Genomic DNA, 18,682 nt, shown 5'->3' with positions numbered 1-18,682 from the left:
TAGTGTTTAATGATTTTATTTAGCAAGGATAACCTTCATGTAACTCATCCTGCATATCTGTATAGAAATTACCGTCCCAATCTGTACTTCCACAACAAACCTCTTCAAGCGTTTCAAAGTCATTACCCTCACCGACTTCAAGGTTGTTCGATTCGACGTATTCTTTTGCATCTTCTTCATCTTCAAAACCTTCGAAATTAGGGCACTTATAAATATCGCCTAACTTTTCATATGTTTCTGTGCCGTAAATCCCTCTATAGTAGTAATCGTGATATTCAAGTTCTGCTCCGCAATGTGGACATTCCATTATTCATTTCCTCCCTGTTTAACTGTAAATTTTCTGCTTTTAGATGGTTTTAAGTACTGCTTGTACAATTCTGGTTGTTCTTCTTTCAATCGTTTGCTATCAATTCGATTAGAAACTTGTGTTTTCCAAGAAACCTTGTAGTTTTCTGTTTTCCCGATCTCATTTGAACCAAGTTTTGCTTTAATTTTGTTTTCGTACTCTGTTTTTTGTTCTTCCAACGCTTTAATTTCCTTATCTACCTGATCACGAGCTTCTATTAATAACTCAACCTCATTTCCTAATTCGACTTCGCTATCCTCAACCGAATCCGGATACATTTCTTTTAGTAAAGTAGATGACGATTCCGATCCATCAAACATTGGAGGGATTCCCTTCTCAACGTGGTTTAACCAGAAGTCTTTTTCAATATCGATTAGGTACTGAATGATTTCTTCATCACGTTCAATCTTTTTATAGATGAATTTATTACCGCCAATTAACACTGCAATCCACCATGCTTTATACCCCGTTACAGCCATATAGTGTTGGCATTGTAGAAGATAAGACGCTGGGATTTCTTCGCCTTCCCACTCTTTCTTTAAGTACTCAGAAGCTGTTTTACACTCAAGTCCTACCTTTTCACCAACAACAAGCCTGTCCACATTTGCGAGCATCCAAGGGTAATCAGGATGTTGTAAGATCGCGTTGCATGTTCTAACTTTTATATCTGTACGTTTGCTGAATTCTTCCGCTACAATTTCTTCTAAGACATTTCCAAAGTAAGCCGCTTCGCTTGGCAATTGATTTTCAACCGCTTCGCTTGTTTTGTCGTAGTAAACTCCAATTGGAGAGCTCCATTTATTTAACCCTGCAATAGCTGCTGCATCAGAACCGCCAATACCAGCTTTTCTAGCTTCTAACCATTGTTCATGGGCCATATCTTCAGTTGTTATAAGTACGTTTGCTTCCATATTATTCACCTGCTACTTTCTCTGTAGAATGAGACTTTACATATTGAGTAATGCAATCTGTATCTGCGTGTAAGTAATCTCCACCGAAGTCTAAGCAACTTTCACCGTAGTAGATCTCTCCTTCACAACCACAACACAGTTCAATGAAGTCTCTAGCTGATGAATCGTGATGATTACCGATTAACATTCCGTTTTCAATCATTTCCACATTCCTCCTTATTTACTGGAAGAAACGACCGTGTTATAATAGAGGTACAATTTATTGCGTCGTTTCCTGAACCAGTCGATTAGGGGTAATCGGCTGGTTTTATTTTGTTTTGATGCTTTCACGCATCGGAATATCCAGGAACCTTTTCGGTAAGGTGGGGACCATCATTAGATTCCTGAATATTCCGACAAGCGAGAGCTTGTCCTATTTAGCTAGAGTTATAAACTCGTAATGTTGAATAGCAACGATTTCCGCGCTTTTATGTACGTCTCTAGCTTTTAAATCATTTATGATCCACAAGATTTTCTTTCGTTCGTCTGCATCTCGCTGCTGTTTATCCATCACTTTTCATCCTTCATAATCCGTTTGTCTATCCGATCCATCAGGTAGATGAATCCAGCAAGAACAATGACTGCCACCAATATCATTAAATGTGAGAATGTGCTTTCTTCCATTGTTTACACCGCCTTCTGTTCTAGGAGATTTTGATTTCCATCACTTCTTCATGTATTTTGTCTACTTCCGTAATCAACAACGATTTAATATCACACTCAAATTCTTCATTCTTATCTAACAAGCTATTTATCTCTTTAACAGATTCCATATTTAATTCGTTTTCATCATTTTCTAACATATCGTCACGTTGGATCATTAATGATGTTGATACATCGTCTAAATACTTCAATAAGTCACTGAATAGTTTCGCTTTCAATACTGTGCTCATATTTACGTTTGCCATTGTTGTTCCTCCCTTATATAGCCTCATTAATGTTTACTTGATAACGGATTGCCATTTCTTTAACTATTGCTAAATAAATTTCTAGTAAACGTTTTTCTTCACCAATGATGTCTAAGTTAGAGACTTTATCGATTTTTGATTTTGATACACCTTCTAACGCCATACTCTTTTTCTTGTTGTTTACACGAATACTCAATTTAGCACTGGCTCTTTGTTCTAAAATTTCGTAACTCTCATTGCGGATCTTACGATACATTTCAAATCCACCTTGTTTACGAGCTATTTTGTTTAAAATTGAAGTTGTATCTTTTCGCCAATCTGTAGAGTTTAAAGCTACAATTTCACTAATGTTGTCTACTTTCTGTTCCAACTTCTTCTGATTCAGCTCCTGTGTAGCTAATGTTGTGAAAAGAGTTTGGAACATTTGAAGTTCTGGGCTTAGTTGAGTAGTATCTATTTGTTGTTTTCTCATATTGAAGTATCCATCAACTAATTTGTCGTATAACTCCCAAGCTGTATCATCTTCGAGAATTTTTAAGAGCTTTGCATATCCTCGTTCTGATAAAAGATACACATTTTGTGTTCGATTGCTGCCAATCCATCCGTTTAATATCGCTAGTTCCCTAAGTGGTTCAGAGCCACTTAGGAGATCAATGATGTCTACGCCGTTTTTAAAGCGGTTTCTGTTTGTGTTGATGCGACGATTGATTTCTTTTAATGGTTGACCATGAATTTCGGAAACTTCTTTTGCTAACATCGCTTTTTTGTCTTTACCGAATCCACCTTCAATTCCGGTAAATTCATAACCTGCGATATTTTGTTTACCGATGACCTGTAATTCATTCATTATTATTCCTCCCCCATCGTTTACCTTAGGTAAACATAACTTTAAAAAAATTTGACTACCTATAGTTAACTTATTTCTAAAAGTTCATCCGTCGATACCTTGTATAACTTCGATAATCTCCCTAGTTTTTCAAGACTAGGTTGTCGATAACCAAGTTCCATTTGGCAGTAAGATCCTTTTGTGCATTCTAGGTGTTTTGCTACTTCTTCTTGACTATAACCTAGTTGCAACCGTATCTGTTTAGCCCTTTGCGTATTTAATTTCGCCATGTTAATCACCTTTATTCGTTTCGTTGATTTGATTATATAACAACGTTTACCTAAAGTAAACATATAATTTTAAAAAAATCATAAAATAAAAATAAAAGTTGTCTTTGAGTAAACTTTTCTGTTACATTTTATATGAGGGAACTACTTATAGTAGCCCAATTAAAGGAGAGTTTTAAGTGATGGAAAACATTATTGGTATTCGTGTTAAAGAAATCAGGACTAGCCTGGCTATGAGTCAGCAAAGTTTCGCTGATGCTATTGAAGTAAGTAAAGGGATGGTATCCTTAATTGAATCAGGTAAGAAAAAACCTTCTAGAGATACTGTATCTAAGATTTCAAACTTAGGTAATGTGTCTGCAGACTATGTAATGGGACTTTCTAATTATAAAAACCTAGATGAAAGTCAGTCATCAGAAGTTAAAACAGAATTACACGACATGATTAGTAAGATAGAAAAACTTGATGAAGATAAACAAAAACTAATATTAAGCATGATTAAAGGTGCAGTAAACAGTTTAGACGATTGATGGCGATATTCAGCTGACAATCGTCTATTTTTTATTTAAACTTCCACTTGGAAATGATTCATCTGCTCCATGATTGCATTTAAAGCTGCGATTGCTTCCTGATCCCCGCTCTTCGCCTTACTGATTAACACTTCTAATTCTGTATACTTTTCCATCCCCAACATCCTCCATTATCTTCATAGTAGTTTGTGAATCGTTCACAAAGATTCGGCTTCTCTGTTTTTTGATAAAAACCGAACTTCCCCTAAAAGCACGAAATGCGACCATCCTTTTCAGGACAATCGCATTTTTTATTAATTATATATAAGAACCTTAAAGGCCGCCTCCGCCTGGTTCGTTTGCGTACAAAATAATATTTTCATAGCTTGCTGCTTCTTGTTTCGGTTCTTCAACCTTTTTGTCAGCTGAGAAAGCAAATACTCCAGCAATTGCTAAGATTGGTAAAAGCATTAAAATCTTTTTCAATAAATTCACCTCTTTCTATAAAGATAATTATACCATTTTTTTAAAAATCGCCCAAGTATAATTTAGGTAAATTTGCATAAAAAAGACTCTTTTTTTGTAAAAACATCACATAGGATTTTTCTAATAATGATTTATCATTTCTGGCTAATCCCATGTAACACGTTTGAAATTCGTTTAATGCACCGTTTTCTTTTTCGATCTCTAATAAATACTTTTCTGCTTTTTCTTTGTTCCCTTTTTGCAGTTCTAAATACACATGTCCGTTCTTATCTAATCCAGAATACACATCTTGTATGTCTCTGTAGTGATGAATTTTCAAGAAAATTATCGTACTTTTAATTCTTTCTTTTTTTCTTTCGATATCTTTTTCTCCAGCAAACATTTCGTCACTTAGAACCGCTAAGCTTTTCTCCAAGAACATTTTCGCTTTTGAATAATCTTCAAATATATATGATTCCCCCATGTTGTAATAAGAGTTAGCTTTTTGTATAACAAAACCATTATTCACATCACACATATTCATTAATTCAATGCATGCCGATCTAGCTTGCTTTACTTCATTTTGCATCATACAAGTGACAATTAACACTTCTTTTATCCTGACTAAAAAACTATTATAAATAAATTTATTCTTTATTTCTTTTATGTTTGTTTCAGCAACACTAATACGCTTAAATAATTTTTTATATTCTTTTGTTTGATACAACGTTTGACATAAAAGGATATCAATCAGAACTTTCATTTCCCATGATGAAACATCACTTTTGCACTCTTCTAAATCATCATAAAAATCCTCAGGGCTATATTCTTCTACATCCTTACAGTGTCTAAAAATGATTCCGTATACTTTCGCAAACTCCTGATTAATTTCAGTAGCAGAACTTTTCTCAATATCAGTAATCGCCTTTAAAGAATCGAATTCTCTTCGGAACGCAGCGTATTCTAAAGCTTCTCTTCTATTCTCAGGTTTTGCATGAATTAAGTAAGCTGATATCATTTCATCTTTCAACGTAACATAAGGCTTCTTGTAAATCTTCATGATAATTTTGATTAAGTAATTAAAACTCATTTCCGTTTTCCCGTTCAAAATACTAGAGACTGTGCTTTTTGCAATCCCTAAATAAGAAGATAGTTCATTATTCGTGATTTTTAAAGCAAATAAATCATTGTTTATTTTTTTCAATAATTCCATCATTACCTGATTTTTTTCGTTAGCTATTGCGATGCTATCCACTATTTTGCTCCTCCTTGCCGGAACAAAAAGACACGTTATACCCATTTTTTAACTTTTGAGGAAAACGCGTCACTACATTCAAAAGATGTGTTATAATTTATGTAAGACTTGCAGTAAGTGTTTTCCCTAGCGCATTAGGGAAAGCGGTGTAAGAGTGCGCTAACACTACTTATACACGCTGTGAGTCTTTTTTACGTCCGTTTATTTTAATGTTTTCATAATAACACATTTTTCCCAAAATTCGGTCATAGAGTTACCTTATAATTGTTGAGAAAGTTGAGAAACCCCTGTACAACAAGGTTTCTCAATTGACATGAAAATAAAATATGCAATTATGCATGTGACGTATTAAAGACCTCACATGCATATATTACCATAAAATCGAACTTTTGTTCTATTTTATTTTGGATATATGATTATTTTTCTATCATTATACTACATAAGACAATATATCTATCATTTATAGTATATCGATATGTCTATAACTATACTGATAGTATGAAAACTTTAGGTGAAACTCTAAAAAATCTTAGGAAAAGTCGTTCGCTTAGACAAGCTGATTTGGCACACGAACTAAACCTTAGTCGTAGTCAAATTAACAACTATGAAAATGGTTTTTCTGAGCCAGATCTTACAACTTTGTTTTGTCTCGCCTCCTTCTTTAATGTATCGTTAGATGCGCTTACCGGTCGCACTGACGCTACTGATGATGAAAGACTACACAATACTCTGGTTGGCGTTCAAAAAACGTATGGGGCGTTATCTGAAAACCAAAGAGAGAACTTCTGTAAGCAACTTGATCATTATGTAAAGTTCTTAGGTGAGAATAATGAAATATTGTGATTTGATTTCATCATAAAAGAAATCTTTTCCAAAGGAAAGAGGTAAAATTTTACATAATATTACCAATCTTTCCAGTGAGAGCTTAGGCTCTCTTTTTTTATTTCCGTTCGACAAAATATGACAAAATAGTTGTAACTGTTTCTGTTATGATAATCTCGGAAATCTTACAATTTATCACTGGGGGAACTACATAATGGGTAAAATTTTTAAGTTTGGGTGTTTAGGATTTATTGCTTTAATCGTACTTGGCGCTATTGGTGCAGCGTTAGGTGGAGGAGACGACGACAAAGAAAAAGCTTCTACTGAACCAAAACAAGAAACACAAGCTCCGGCTGCTAAAAAAGAACCTAAGAAACAAGAAGCAAAAAAAGAAGAGCCTAAAAAAGAACTTTCTAAAGAGGGCGAGTCTTCTAAAGTTAAAATCGCTGTAGGATCTGTTGAATCAAACGATTCTGTTGGCGGCGAATACTTACAAGAGAAAGCACAAGGCGTGTTTAAAATAGTTGAAATTACTATTACAAACAATCAAAAAGATGCAATTACTGTTGATGCTAACAGCTTCAAATTAGTTGATAATAAAGATCGGGAATTTACATACTCTACACAAGCACAAACAGCTTTCGATGTAGGTAACGGCGGTAAATCTGATTTCTTCTTAAAACAGCTTAACCCTGGTTTATCTCAAACGGGAAAAATCATCTATGACGTTCCTGCTGACGCACAAGGGTTAGTATTAAAAGCTCGCGGCGGCATGATGGGAAAAGAAATTAAATTAAAAGTAGAATAGTTGAAGGCACTCGAAAGAGTGCTTTTAATTATGAATTAATACATAAGAGGAGATTAAACGGTGAAATTTACTTTATTTACAATATCTAATGAACAAATTAAGGAACAATTGAGCAAGTTGCAAACGAAGGTTGAGTCTTTGGAAAATGTGAAAGATGTGCAGGATAAGATCATTTCTGCTAAAGACAGTCAAATTACATTTTTGCAAGGGGAAATTTCTACAATAATCACTTGGGGTTCTATAGCTATCGGAGTGATAACCGCACTAGCAGCTGTTATTTACTCTTACATAAAATCATTAGAAGAAAAAGCTAAGGACAAAATTGAAGAAGCGGAAAGTACATTGCAAAATGCTACGGAACAGCTAACAGAAATAGCAGATGCAAGACAACAAATTGAAACTAACTTAACTGAATCGGATACAAAAATAGATAAATTGAACTCATTAATTGGTGAATCTAATAAGATAGCAACCGTTGCTCAAGGAAAGTTAGATGAATTAGAAGAAACACAAAAGAAAATAAATAATTTAACGACCATTGCTATTACAAATCAAAAGATAGACATATCAATTAGAGAAATAAGTATTCAACTAGATTCGTCTAAATATATTATTGATCAAATTATTGCCTATGTTGAAAAACCATCTGAAATATCACAAGAACAAAGTGTAAAATTATCTTATTTAAATGGCCAACATGCGTCACTTTTAAATGCGTATCGAAGATTATCTTCAATTTTTAGTGCTGACGTAACCGGAAGGCAAAAAATCGACATTGATAAGATAACAGAAGGCACTAACCATTTAAAAAGAAACACTATGGATTTATATAAAGATTGCATAAAGCTTAGCGATGAGTTGGATCTACTATACTGACAATTTAAAACATCAACTATATTTATCAATGCGTGAAATAACTTAACATGGTAAAATAATATTTGGATTGGCGTCCAATACATATTATTAAAATTAAAGTGGTTCAAGTCGGAGGAAGGCACCTTAGGGTGTCTTTTTTTTATATACATTATATCCATTACGTGCTCGTTGATTTTTTATGTACATTTGATATAATTGTTATAGTAGTACTACAGTAATACCATATAGATAAAAAACATCTCAGTGCTCTAACACTAAGATGCTACTTATAAAACTCTATTTCTTTGAGTTAATGAAAGCAATCAGAATAGTCGTCGCCAACGATACTATTCCTAATACAACCATAAGCATCGAACAAACTGCAATGATTGTTGATTGGTCCATTATACTCACCACCTTTCTAAGCCTTTCGTACGCCAATACGTTGGGCTTATTTATTTAGTATAACAGAAATAAATACATAAAAAATGATCTCTTCTTACCTTAACTAAATGTTAAGTACCTAATTATCCCTGGATATACCAAATATATATAATAACCATATACGTACATCATGCTTCTAAATTCTTAACAAGTTCAACATACAAAACAAATAGCTCTTAATCATCAAAAATACATCTCCAAAGAAATTTTTATAATAGCTAACATCACCAATCATACAAACTTATACTTTATTTTACCCCTTATTTTTATCATTCTTCTTTACACATATATTGTACAAATTTAATTGAAATTTTAGCAAACAGATAGCATATTTTTTTATATCCTATAAATTTCACGTACTATATCTTATTGATAAAAAACAATCCTAAACCAAACAATAATTCTCCTATTTATTAACTTCATATATCTAATTTAAACCTTATCTTCATTACTGTCGTTACCCAAAAAGTACCTTAACTAAAGGTGAACTACTAACTCATAACAAGTTTAAACAGACATACCGTGGGACACCCTCTAAAACTGTCCATCCGTCCCCTTATCCTCTAACCAAGTAAGTAGTAAATCCTTTATTTATTCCTCTATCTTAGTGAGTAGTTCCCCCAGGACTTAAACAATCTCATATTTTTCTGCTTTTCTTCGAGTTTAACCTTGACTGAAGGTCTTGAGGGTTTTTTATCATGTGGGAACAATTATGGAACACGGCTGGAAGGCAGATTTATCCCCTATTTTGAAAGACTACAAAAAAAGTAATCGATCAAAATAGATGGATAAGCGTCTTGTTTTCGCCATGCGGTCACTTATAAGGTATCCGTATGTATAGACCCTGTTCACTCAGCGATCTTCACCGCATACATCCTTTTACTATGGCTTGTCCTTGTAATATCGTCCCTACACGACAAACTGAATGTACTCCCTAACGCCGTAACGCTAACGATAACCACCCGAACCTTTTAGAGAATCGTCCCTGGGCAAGTTCTCGCCCACCCTCACCAGAAGAACAGGATTCCAATGAGGGGTGCTGTTTTTGTAGGCGTATACTCTGTACCCCCTGCACGACCAACAGCTAGCCACGCCGTAACATGTTCCCTCTATATAGAAGCACGGAATTACGGCTTATCAGTTTTTATTTACGTGGTATCAGGCAATTCCACGCGAACAAAAAACAAAAAAGCATCCCAAATCCTAAATGGCCTGTACAATCACAAGACTTCTAGGATTAGAGATGCCCGTTATATATCTTTTGGACTATAAAATAATCAAAACTAGTATTTACTAGTTGATATTTATCCAAACAATAGATAAAATGGGTATATCAAAGAAGCCTCGTGAAAAGGCATAGTTGTTTAAGAAAGTGATGGTACACTACTTAAACGTTAACACTGTGGTTGAATACAGTTTTTTTCTAGTCAAGTGGTGGTACACTTGCTAGGGCAAGTCATTCCCGCAACGGTTGGTAGCCGTTAGCATATGGGAGTGGCTTTTTGTTTTGTGTTCATATTCAATTGTCTTATCGATCTATTTATGTAGATTTGATTTATCAAAATATGTTTTGTTTTGTAGAATGTTGCTTGTTGTTTATTACGTTACAACAAGCATTACCCTTTGTAAACAGCGAATTTGCGCACTTTCTGAATAATTTCCCTATTTCCCTATTTCCCTATTTCCAATTATAGATATAGGGATATTTCCCCTTTTCCCTATATCTATATTTCCCTATTTTCGTTATTTTTGCGTCTACTATCTCCTCTAAGAAATTTCATATTTATTACTTAAATCTCTCTATTTCATACATCTGAAGAATCTTTTGATACCAACGTTTTTGTTATTAATTACTAACTCTATGATTCTATTGCATAACCCAAATATCATTGTTATAATTTCTATAAAGATATAGAAATATCCCTATTTCTATAGTTAGAAATATCCCTATTTCCCTATTTCTATTTTTCCCTATTTCTATAAAGGGATATAGGGAAATTTCAAAAACTATAACTGGAGTGTTAAAAATGGCTATTACAATTACTGTAGGTAATTACAAAGGTGGAGTCGGTAAAACCACAAATGCTGTATTGAACTCTTATGAATTTGCTAAAAAGGGCAAGCGTACATTACTTGTTGATCTTGACCCACAGAGTAACGCAACAAAGTCTTTAATGTTAACAAAATCAATCCTTAACCCTGATGAAATCGTTACTGTTGAAAAAACATTAATGAAAGGTATACAAGAGGGAAAACTAGACGGCTTAGAAGTGGAAATTATGGAGAACTTACATTTACTTCCTTCTTATGTTGATTTTCAGGACTTCGCAAAATTCCTTTATAAAAATTGTTCTTCAGAAGCTGAAGAAGATCATTACTTTAAAGGATTACTTGAAAAAATAAAGCATAAATACGACTACATATTTATTGACGTTCCTCCTATGTCACTAGAAGTTACAAAAAATGCAGTTGTAGCTTCTGATTATGTTCTAATTGCTCTGCAAACACAAGAACGTTCTCTTACTGGTGCTGAGAACTATATTAATGAGCTTATTAAGTTAAAGGAACAATATGATCTTGATATTGAAGTAGTTGGCGTTCTTCCTGTCCTATTAAAAAACAACGGTAAGGTTGACGAATATATCATGGAGAACGCTCGTGAAATTTTCGGTGAAGAAAACCTATTCAAAAACATTGTCCCTCAAATGGAACGTATTAAACGATTTGATGTGAATGGTATTACTGAAAAAGATAGACATGATATGAATGTAATTGAACTATACGAAACAATTAGTGATGAATTATTATCTCGTATTGATATGTTTGAAAAAATGAAGGTTGGTGTGTAAAATGGCGAGAACTCCTGGTTTGTTAGGTAGAAAGAAAAGTAACTTTGAACCTACTGAGCCTTATGTACCAGAGCAAGGGCAAGCTGTAGTGGAAGATAATGAAGTTCCATCTGCTCCTTCTCAACCTAAGACAGAAGAAAAGCAAGTAACTCAAAAAGAAAAAAGAAACGAAAAAACTGAATCAAAAAAGAAATTTAAAAATCAGCAAGGCAGCATTAAAATTTCTAATCAATCAAAAGAAGAACTAGAAGTATTAATGAAACTTACAAACACAAAATTCGCTTATGAAATCATCGACTTGCTTATAGATAGATATGTAGAAAATGAGCTAACAGCTGAACAAAAAAGGAAATTTAAGCTCTTAACAGAGATGTAAAAAATATAGAAATATCCCTATTTAGAAATAGGGATATTTCTATATTTGTAACTATTCCACCATAAAAACAACTTTACTGTCGAATAGGAGACGTTAGCAATATGAACAAAAAATTCCCAACTTATATTAAAATTTTTGAAGAAACTCAGAGAATATTAAAAGATATAAAGAGTATCTGTTCAAGAAATAAAGAAATAGATGAAGTAGATGAATTATTGTTTTATCTTGCCGGAAATATCAATTTAAGAATGAATACTATTTTTCACCTGCTAGAGAATAATATTACTGATGGAGTCTTCCCTTTACAAAGAACTTTGTTTGAATTAATAGTAGCATTTAACGCTTTTATAAATGCTACAGATAAAACTGTATATGTTAAGTTTTTTAATAAAAAACACGACTTCGAAACTTTCAATAAGTTAAATAAATACTTCGAAAGTGACAATGAAATAATAAAAAGTATTGCTACTTCTGAAGAAATCGAACTACTGGCTCACTTTAAGAATGTATCTCTGGAACAGATTAAATCAGAAAACTTAAAAGTAAATCGTCCAGAATTTAAACAGTGGTATGAAATAGCAAGCGGAAAAAGTTTGAAAGAATTGAGTGCCGAATTCCAAGAATTATCCTATTATCAATTCTATGATGAACCATCGAATTGGGTTCATCCACAAAGATTAATTGAGAATATGGATTTCGAAACTTTTAGTCAGCAAATGCCTTTACCTCTGTATACTTTTATAATAGGAAATGCATTTTGTAGTACTCTTGAACTTTTAAGCAATATAGCATTATTAGTAGATTATTATAATATTGAAGAACTCGAAGGCATATCTGAATATGGAGAAAAACTTCTTGAATTAGCTAATCACTTAAAACTTTTAGTAAAAATAGATGACTAAATAAGAAACAAAAAGCTGTTAGAGGAAAAATCCTTTAACGGCTTTTTATTTTATCAAAAAACTCATCGAAATCACACGATGACTATATCGATATAAAATCGATATATCTGTTTTAAAAAGTAATTTACAATAAATATTGTAAATTCGTTAATTATTGTGTTATAGTTCTGTTAGATTGTTAAAAAAGGGGCGAATTATAATGGCGAATCATTCCGAAAGTTCTGCAGCAAAAATACGTGTAATTGCAATGGAATTCCTTGAAAAGAATGTGAAGAAACAATTCAAACGAAAAGAGTTAGAACAGTATATCGATGATAGCAACTTAGAAACTACAGATGGGGCAAAAACAGGAGCTCTAAACAGATTATTAATAGATAACGAAAAAAATGGAATCTTCCAAGTAAATAGAGGGCTTTATTTATATGATCCGGAAGCAAAACCAGGGGAATATACTGTCATCGAAGATATACAAAAAATAATGGATGATGCATTTAAAAAAATTAAGGATACCATTAATAATATAGAGGTAGTTGATTTCTTAACTGAAGAGGACATTAATGAATTAAGCAAAATTAAAGAATTATTAAAAATGCAGCAACAAATAGACGACATTTTAGATGTTAAAAAAAATTAGTAGTCACTTATTTCAAGACAACTATAAAAAAGTAGAAAAGCGCAGATTTCACTTTTCTACTTTTTTACTACAATACATCACCAAAACCTCCACCACGGCTTTTTCTTCTCTTTCGATGCAGCAACCTCATCTCGAAACTCCTGCATCAACCTCTTCGTTTCCTGCATCTCACGTAGTGTTTTCATAAGAGTCTCATCTCGCGCTTCCAATCGTTTTTCCACTCGCTCATTATGCGCTTCTACACTCGCTTTGATTACCTCGTTACTTTGCTTCGCCTGTTCACTCAATCGTTTCTCCATTGCCAACATACCCTGTTTCATTTCTTGCGCCATAACGCCATACTGCTGCTGAAGTTGTTCTTGAATGTGGAATGGTATTAGGTCTGTTTCCTTTGGCTCTTCTTTAATCAGATCCGGATTAACTTTTTCTATTTTCTGCGCTATCATCTTTGCTGCCTTCTCTAGCGTCATGCCGTCATGCTTGCTAAGCTCAATCAATTTCTCAATCACCATAATGTCATTGTCTGTGTACTGGCGTCTGCCTCGATTATCTTTCTTTACAGCGAATCCTTCTCGCTGTAATACTTCCATGTACTTCCTAAGGGTGCTATCAGATATTCCTAGTCGCTTGTATACTTCGCTTGCGGAATAAACAATTTCGTCCGTCATAACGTCACAACACCTCCTAGTGAGAGTATTCCATGATAGTTAAAAAATTCCTGCAAATAAAAAAACCGACTCATAAGAGTCAGTCTTTTAATTATTTTTACTTAGCGTTATCTCGTAGATCTTTGATAGACATTGGAATAGTTCTATATAGAAATACCGCTAATTGTTCACGTGTTACTGTACCGTCTGGATTAAAGTTATTATTACCTACACCACCAGTAATACCATTACTATATAAAATTTCTACGGCTTCATTGGCCCAGTGCCCTTGCATATCGTTAAATTGATGATCAAACTTCTTGTTTAACCCAAAAGCGTTTTTGAAAGTTTGAGCAAGTTCTGCTCGGGTTACAACTCTATTTGGATTAAAACGACCATCAGACGCGGAAGAGAAAATTCCACTTTTATATGCTGCTGCAATTTCCTTTTTAAACATTGAATCATTTATATCATTGAAAGGAATCGGCTGTGACATATCATAATCCGGAATTTTCACCGTTCTATATAAGAATACCGCTAAATCTTCACGCGTTATTTTTTCTACAGCTCCAAAATAACCATTGAGGTATCCCAACATTATATTGTGGTCAACCATGTAGTTAATTTCATTATATGCCCAATTCCAATCGGGCACATCTATAAATTTACTAGTTTGAGCACTCGCTGCTTGTATTCCCTGATTTGTGGTATTCCCTGATGTCTCAGCCATAGAGTTATTTGCAAAAAAAGTTGTACCAAATACTGCTGCACATACACCTGAAATTAATAATTTTTTCATTACTATTCTCTCCCCTTTATTTTAAACGTCAACAATACAATTCCAACAATCATTATATAACTATTTTGTAATTAGTAAAAGAAGGAATTTTTTTGATTTTTATTCCAATAATAAACCCGTTAATAGAATTAAATAGCTTTAGCAATCTCAACAAGTAATCTCATAAACAACGGAATCATTTGAACTACTATATAGCCGATCCCCGCCCTTGAAATAAGGGAGAAGCCTCGTTCCTGGCTACCAACCATAATGAATAACCCACCGCATAACGCTACAACGGATGCGATTGGATAAGACACTGCTTTGATCAAGAAGATAACCGGTTCAAATGCATTTACAATACGATTATATAATTGGCCATCTATATAATTCTTTATCTTCCCATCGTTGGACTGCACATCTTTAAATACTTCATTCACGTCCGGATTATTTCCATCAGCAAATACATGCGGAATATCTATAATATTGCTGAATATAATAGCACTACCGATCACAATACTTATTCGCGCCGCCACGGGTGCGTATTTTTTTGCTTTCTTTTTGAACAAGCTCCACTTTTTCTTTGCCCCGTAGTTACCATCCATAAAATCTTTGATGCTCATTGTCTCTGCTGCCATATGGACCATCTCCCTATTTTTAATGGAAATCAGTAACCGTAAAGATGTTGCAATCTAATCCTTCGCAAAGCTTCTGGAGTTGTTTTCTGCGGTATTCCGTTGTGGTGTACCAAATAAATTTAGGCGGCTTCTCAAATACATTGCATTCAATCAATTTGCGATACTTCTGCATCTTGATACGGTTCGCACTCATCTTTTGCTCATGATCCACCTCTACAATGTGGTAACGGCCATTATCCGTGAATAGCGCATCTGCAATTATAGAAACAATACCTTTTACATTCATTTTCACTTCCTGCTTCCACGTTTTCGGACATTCGTAAGCAATGTAGATGTCATTTCGCATGATGTAGTGGCGGAATTGATTCGAACGCTTGAGTATTTTCTTGCTTCCAATACGTTCACGCCCTTCCTTATTGAGATAATAAATTTTTTCAGAATCCCTAAAGCTAGATACGTATTCTTCAAGTTCTTTCATCACACGCGATGCATTCCTGTCTCCACCAAGATTATGAAGTACCTGTAATTGTTTCCTAGTCAAGAATCCCAATCTCTTCAAGCTGGAGAGTATGCTTTCTAATCGTTGTTCCTTCATGGCTAGTTTTTGCATCTTCGTGCTCCTTTCTCGCTCTGATATTGATATGTGGTTTTATGATATTATCAATCTGCTTGTTATCGATATAAACCGTCTGTAATACCTTCTTCTCATTCGTTTGGTATATTGCCCTTCCTTTTATGTTAGGAAGACTCTCTGCGCCACCCTCATCTAAAACGGCACGGCTCCCTGCTTCTGTCTGTAATCTAAAACAAACACGAGCACCTATGTTTTGTCGTAATTGCGATGGCAAAGCTTCGTTTGTCGGGTACTGTGTCGCATATACCAAGCGGAATCCCGCTGCCCTGCCGCGACGACCTATATCCACTATGATGTCTCTGCACTCCTGATACGGCGCTATGTCGGCTGCTTCATCTACGATTACAAAGTACCTAATTGGATCCCCGGCTTCTTTTATATCTTCGTATCCTTTTTCTAGTAAGTATTCGTTTCTAGCATTCAGTTTATCTTGTAATTCCCTTAGTGTTTCAAGGGCTTCCTCTGGATTCTTCGCAATTGATTCGACTTGATTTAGGAATCGGTATCGGTTGAAAGAGAGACCACCCTTCAAGTCGATAAGGAAGAGCTTTATGTTTTCTGATTGGTTACGTACCAGGGCTGTAATAATTAGTTTTAATACATTTGATTTACCCATATCCGTCATACCGGCTGATATCATGTGTGATAACTGGTCAAAATCGTGTTTTACTAATCCATTCCTTGTATAACCAATCGGGACCTCCCAACCCCTACATTGCTTCATCATGTCTTCTTCAAACTTTACAAAATCCGGAATCCCTTTCTCGTAAACACGTATTTTCAGTAAACCATCGTAAGACAGCTCAATTTCCTTTCTAACGAGTTTTTTCTTATTTATGATGTTTTGTATTTGTTTTAAAATATCTTTTCGCATTCGGAGAGATTTGAAGTCTTGTAATTTGAAATCATACACTTTGCTCTTGTGATTTAATCCATCCTCTAGATGCTGTATCTTTTGTTCGAAATCGGAGAAACTAAGGCCAAGCGGAATCCTATACGCATATTCGACTCCCCAATCATTTCTCGTTTTGCGAAGCAGCTGTATAGTCCTGGTCTCTTTCCCTTCTTTTATTTTTAATCCGCAGTTAGCGCAGATTCTTTGAATCTTAGAGGCATCATTTGTTGCTCCTTTTTGATGCATTTTTGATAGAAAGACTACACCACCGACTGCAGCTGAACTTACTAACTCAAATATCACAAACTCACACCACCATTTCTCATGAATTCTGCAAGAATAGTCCCTGAAGATTAGAAGAGATAAAAACAGCTACGAATCATTGAAAATACTAATCTTGCAATGTCTGAAGCAGTATTCTGTGGGCGAATTCTATTCCGAATAGGTGAACCGAAGTTTTAAAATGCTATCAAATTGGAACTGATAATCGTAATTTGTTTGGTATGGTAAAAAGTATTGTGTACTGTTTGGTCTTTATGTCAGTTTTTTTCTCGCGTTTAAAAAAATGACGAAAGGGGCAAGCTATTCATGAGGTGATAGAGGTGTTTGGATTAGGCAAAAGACGTAGTAAATTCGGTAAATGGTTAGACAAACAAGGAATCACACAAGGGGAATTAGAGAAAGCTGCTAAGTTGAGCAGAGGTACTATTTCAAAAGTGTGTAATGATAAAGAATACATGCCTAAATTTTCGACTATATCCCAAATAACAAGGGGATTGAAGAAGTTAGGTAAAAACATAAATGAAAACGAATTTTGGATGTAGCTTCACTAAAACCAGTGGGGCTATTTTTATTTTTTTGAAAAAACCTCTTCATAAAAGAACATACATTCGTATATAATAAGAACTAACGTTCTGTTATTTAGGGGGAATAACGGTGTATGACTATTCAATATTGCCGAATCGAATTGTTTTATGTGTAGATCTTCGTAGCTTTTATGCTTCAGTCAGTTGTATCAAGATGGGATTAGACCCACTCCACACGAAGTTAGCTGTAGTTGGTGATGTAAATAGGAGCGGATCAATTGTATTAGCTGCAACTCCACCACTTAAAGCGTTGGGCGTCATGAAGATGGCAAGGAATTATCAGATTCCTCGTAGAAAAGACATTCTAGTGGTAAATCCAATTATGAGCACCTATATAAAATGCTCCAATTTCATCACGAAATTAGCTCTACAATACGTTCCTATAGAGGATTTCCATCAATATTCTATCGATGAGTTTTTTATGGATATTACGGATAGTATTCATTTATTTGCTAGCGATCCATATGAATTCGCATTGAAATTCAAACGTGAGATATATGCGAAAACACGAATTGAATGCACGATAGGAATTGGTCCTAACCCTTTAATGAGCAAGGTAGCCTTAGATGTAGAAGCCAAAAAAACAAAAGATTGTATAGCATTCTGGAAGTACGAAGATGTACCCATAAAATTATGGCCAATACGACCACTTACTAAGTTTTGGGGAATTTCGGGTAAGACAGAAGCGAAGTTAAACCGAAAAGGGATTCATTCAATAGGTGACTTAGCGCAATATCCACTGAAATACTTAAAGCAGAGCTTTGGGATCATTGGCGAAGAACTACACTTACATAGCAACGGCATTGATTTTAGCCGAATATCAGAAAAATACGTTCCAGCAACAACTTCTATTGGTAAAAGCCAAATACTTATGCGTGATTACACCATAGAGGAATTCCCAATTATTCTGCTGGAGCATATCGAGGAAGTTTGTTACCGCACGAGAAGACAAAACAAACTGGCTCAAACTATCCATTTTTCTATTGGT

The 18,682-nt window shown here is 34.5% G+C and carries 25 protein-coding genes; 10 read left to right on the top strand and 15 right to left on the bottom strand.

Annotated features, from left to right (window positions below):
* Positions 1–19: 19 nt before the first annotated feature.
* From MKX31_RS28495 to MKX31_RS28465, 7 genes are all read right to left on the bottom strand, one after another.
* A complete protein-coding gene (locus MKX31_RS28495) occupies positions 20–307 on the bottom strand; it encodes a hypothetical protein (RefSeq protein ID WP_340981922.1) in 288 nt (95 codons plus the stop codon).
* Positions 307–1,257, bottom strand: coding sequence for a YqaJ viral recombinase family nuclease (locus tag MKX31_RS28490; RefSeq protein WP_340981920.1), 951 nt, complete (start codon positions 1,255–1,257; stop codon positions 307–309). The genes MKX31_RS28495 and MKX31_RS28490 overlap by 1 nt, the downstream gene beginning before the upstream one ends.
* Position 1,258: 1 nt before the next feature.
* Positions 1,259–1,459 carry a hypothetical protein gene (locus tag MKX31_RS28485; RefSeq protein ID WP_262754261.1) on the bottom strand — a complete coding sequence of 67 codons (201 nt, stop codon included), beginning with the start codon at positions 1,457–1,459 and terminating at the stop codon, positions 1,259–1,261.
* Between the two features lie 210 nt (positions 1,460–1,669).
* Positions 1,670–1,807, bottom strand: coding sequence for a hypothetical protein (locus MKX31_RS28480; protein WP_340981917.1), 138 nt, complete (start codon positions 1,805–1,807; stop codon positions 1,670–1,672).
* Positions 1,808–1,940: 133 nt separating this feature from the next.
* Complete coding sequence (locus MKX31_RS28475) at positions 1,941–2,204, bottom strand: hypothetical protein (RefSeq protein ID WP_240369158.1); 264 nt, start codon at positions 2,202–2,204, stop codon at positions 1,941–1,943.
* A 13-nt stretch (positions 2,205–2,217) separates the two neighbouring features.
* Positions 2,218–3,051 carry an ORF6N domain-containing protein gene (locus MKX31_RS28470; RefSeq protein ID WP_240369157.1) on the bottom strand — a complete coding sequence of 278 codons (834 nt, stop codon included), beginning with the start codon at positions 3,049–3,051 and terminating at the stop codon, positions 2,218–2,220.
* A 65-nt stretch (positions 3,052–3,116) separates the two neighbouring features.
* The gene (locus MKX31_RS28465) at positions 3,117–3,320 is read right to left on the bottom strand and encodes a helix-turn-helix domain-containing protein (protein ID WP_021728877.1); all 204 of its coding nucleotides are present in this window, start codon (positions 3,318–3,320) and stop codon (positions 3,117–3,119) included.
* 179 nt (positions 3,321–3,499) lie between these two features.
* Here MKX31_RS28465 and MKX31_RS28460 point away from each other — a divergent pair, with 179 nt between their 5' ends.
* Positions 3,500–3,847: a helix-turn-helix domain-containing protein gene (locus MKX31_RS28460; protein WP_240369156.1), complete on the top strand. Its 348-nt coding sequence runs from the start codon at positions 3,500–3,502 to the stop codon at positions 3,845–3,847.
* Between the two features lie 35 nt (positions 3,848–3,882).
* Here MKX31_RS28460 and MKX31_RS28455 read toward each other — a convergent pair whose 3' ends face one another.
* From MKX31_RS28455 to MKX31_RS28445, 3 genes are all read right to left on the bottom strand, one after another.
* Positions 3,883–4,002, bottom strand: a complete 120-nt coding sequence (locus MKX31_RS28455) for a DNA polymerase III subunit delta' (RefSeq protein ID WP_240369155.1) — start codon at positions 4,000–4,002, stop codon at positions 3,883–3,885.
* A gap of 157 nt (positions 4,003–4,159) precedes the next feature.
* On the bottom strand, positions 4,160–4,312 hold the full coding sequence (locus MKX31_RS28450; RefSeq protein ID WP_340981916.1) for a hypothetical protein: 153 nt from the start codon (positions 4,310–4,312) through the stop codon (positions 4,160–4,162).
* 40 nt (positions 4,313–4,352) lie between these two features.
* Positions 4,353–5,507, bottom strand: a complete 1,155-nt coding sequence (locus MKX31_RS28445; RefSeq protein ID WP_445661313.1) for an AimR family lysis-lysogeny pheromone receptor — start codon at positions 5,505–5,507, stop codon at positions 4,353–4,355.
* A 537-nt stretch (positions 5,508–6,044) separates the two neighbouring features.
* Here MKX31_RS28445 and MKX31_RS28440 point away from each other — a divergent pair.
* The 7 genes from MKX31_RS28440 to MKX31_RS28410 all read left to right on the top strand — a co-directional run bounded on the left by MKX31_RS28440 (position 6,045) and on the right by MKX31_RS28410 (position 13,236).
* Positions 6,045–6,389, top strand: coding sequence for a helix-turn-helix domain-containing protein (locus MKX31_RS28440; RefSeq protein WP_154131762.1), 345 nt, complete (start codon positions 6,045–6,047; stop codon positions 6,387–6,389).
* 193 nt (positions 6,390–6,582) lie between these two features.
* Entirely contained in the window at positions 6,583–7,176 is a 594-nt protein-coding gene (locus tag MKX31_RS28435; protein WP_340981912.1) for a DUF4352 domain-containing protein, read from the top strand.
* 60 nt (positions 7,177–7,236) lie between these two features.
* The gene (locus tag MKX31_RS28430) at positions 7,237–8,052 is read left to right on the top strand and encodes a hypothetical protein (protein ID WP_340981911.1); all 816 of its coding nucleotides are present in this window, start codon (positions 7,237–7,239) and stop codon (positions 8,050–8,052) included.
* Positions 8,053–10,502: 2,450 nt separating this feature from the next.
* A complete protein-coding gene (locus MKX31_RS28425; protein WP_340981910.1) occupies positions 10,503–11,324 on the top strand; it encodes a ParA family protein in 822 nt (273 codons plus the stop codon).
* Between the two features lies 1 nt (position 11,325).
* Positions 11,326–11,700 carry a hypothetical protein gene (locus tag MKX31_RS28420; RefSeq protein ID WP_340981909.1) on the top strand — a complete coding sequence of 125 codons (375 nt, stop codon included), beginning with the start codon at positions 11,326–11,328 and terminating at the stop codon, positions 11,698–11,700.
* 101 nt (positions 11,701–11,801) lie between these two features.
* Positions 11,802–12,602, top strand: coding sequence for a DUF5677 domain-containing protein (locus tag MKX31_RS28415; protein WP_340981908.1), 801 nt, complete (start codon positions 11,802–11,804; stop codon positions 12,600–12,602).
* 199 nt (positions 12,603–12,801) lie between these two features.
* The gene (locus tag MKX31_RS28410; RefSeq protein WP_340981906.1) at positions 12,802–13,236 is read left to right on the top strand and encodes a hypothetical protein; all 435 of its coding nucleotides are present in this window, start codon (positions 12,802–12,804) and stop codon (positions 13,234–13,236) included.
* A gap of 77 nt (positions 13,237–13,313) precedes the next feature.
* On the opposite strand, the gene MKX31_RS28405 is transcribed toward MKX31_RS28410, so the two are convergent.
* The 5 genes from MKX31_RS28405 to MKX31_RS28385 form a co-directional block, all read right to left on the bottom strand.
* Positions 13,314–13,904, bottom strand: a complete 591-nt coding sequence (locus MKX31_RS28405; protein WP_340981905.1) for a DUF3967 domain-containing protein — start codon at positions 13,902–13,904, stop codon at positions 13,314–13,316.
* A gap of 97 nt (positions 13,905–14,001) precedes the next feature.
* Positions 14,002–14,682 carry an S-layer homology domain-containing protein gene (locus tag MKX31_RS28400; RefSeq protein ID WP_098961849.1) on the bottom strand — a complete coding sequence of 227 codons (681 nt, stop codon included), beginning with the start codon at positions 14,680–14,682 and terminating at the stop codon, positions 14,002–14,004.
* Between the two features lie 128 nt (positions 14,683–14,810).
* A complete protein-coding gene (locus MKX31_RS28395; protein WP_098487947.1) occupies positions 14,811–15,299 on the bottom strand; it encodes a hypothetical protein in 489 nt (162 codons plus the stop codon).
* Positions 15,300–15,318: 19 nt separating this feature from the next.
* On the bottom strand, positions 15,319–15,894 hold the full coding sequence (locus MKX31_RS28390; protein WP_340981986.1) for a replication-relaxation family protein: 576 nt from the start codon (positions 15,892–15,894) through the stop codon (positions 15,319–15,321).
* Positions 15,833–17,131, bottom strand: coding sequence for an FtsK/SpoIIIE domain-containing protein (locus tag MKX31_RS28385; RefSeq protein WP_340981904.1), 1,299 nt, complete (start codon positions 17,129–17,131; stop codon positions 15,833–15,835). The genes MKX31_RS28390 and MKX31_RS28385 overlap by 62 nt, the downstream gene beginning before the upstream one ends.
* 299 nt (positions 17,132–17,430) lie before the next feature.
* Here MKX31_RS28385 and MKX31_RS28380 point away from each other — a divergent pair, with 299 nt between their 5' ends.
* Positions 17,431–17,652: a helix-turn-helix domain-containing protein gene (locus MKX31_RS28380; protein WP_340981903.1), complete on the top strand. Its 222-nt coding sequence runs from the start codon at positions 17,431–17,433 to the stop codon at positions 17,650–17,652.
* A 112-nt stretch (positions 17,653–17,764) separates the two neighbouring features.
* The coding region (locus tag MKX31_RS28375; RefSeq protein ID WP_340981902.1) for a Y-family DNA polymerase at positions 17,765–18,682 on the top strand (918 nt) is incomplete at its 3' end.

Origin of the sequence: Bacillus sp. FSL M8-0063 (genome assembly GCF_038005545.1) — a bacterium.
Taxonomy (GTDB): Bacteria; Bacillota; Bacilli; order Bacillales; family Bacillaceae_G; genus Bacillus_A; species Bacillus_A wiedmannii.
Note: the sequence above shows the minus strand (reverse complement) of the source record. Positions and strands in the feature narration are given on the sequence as shown.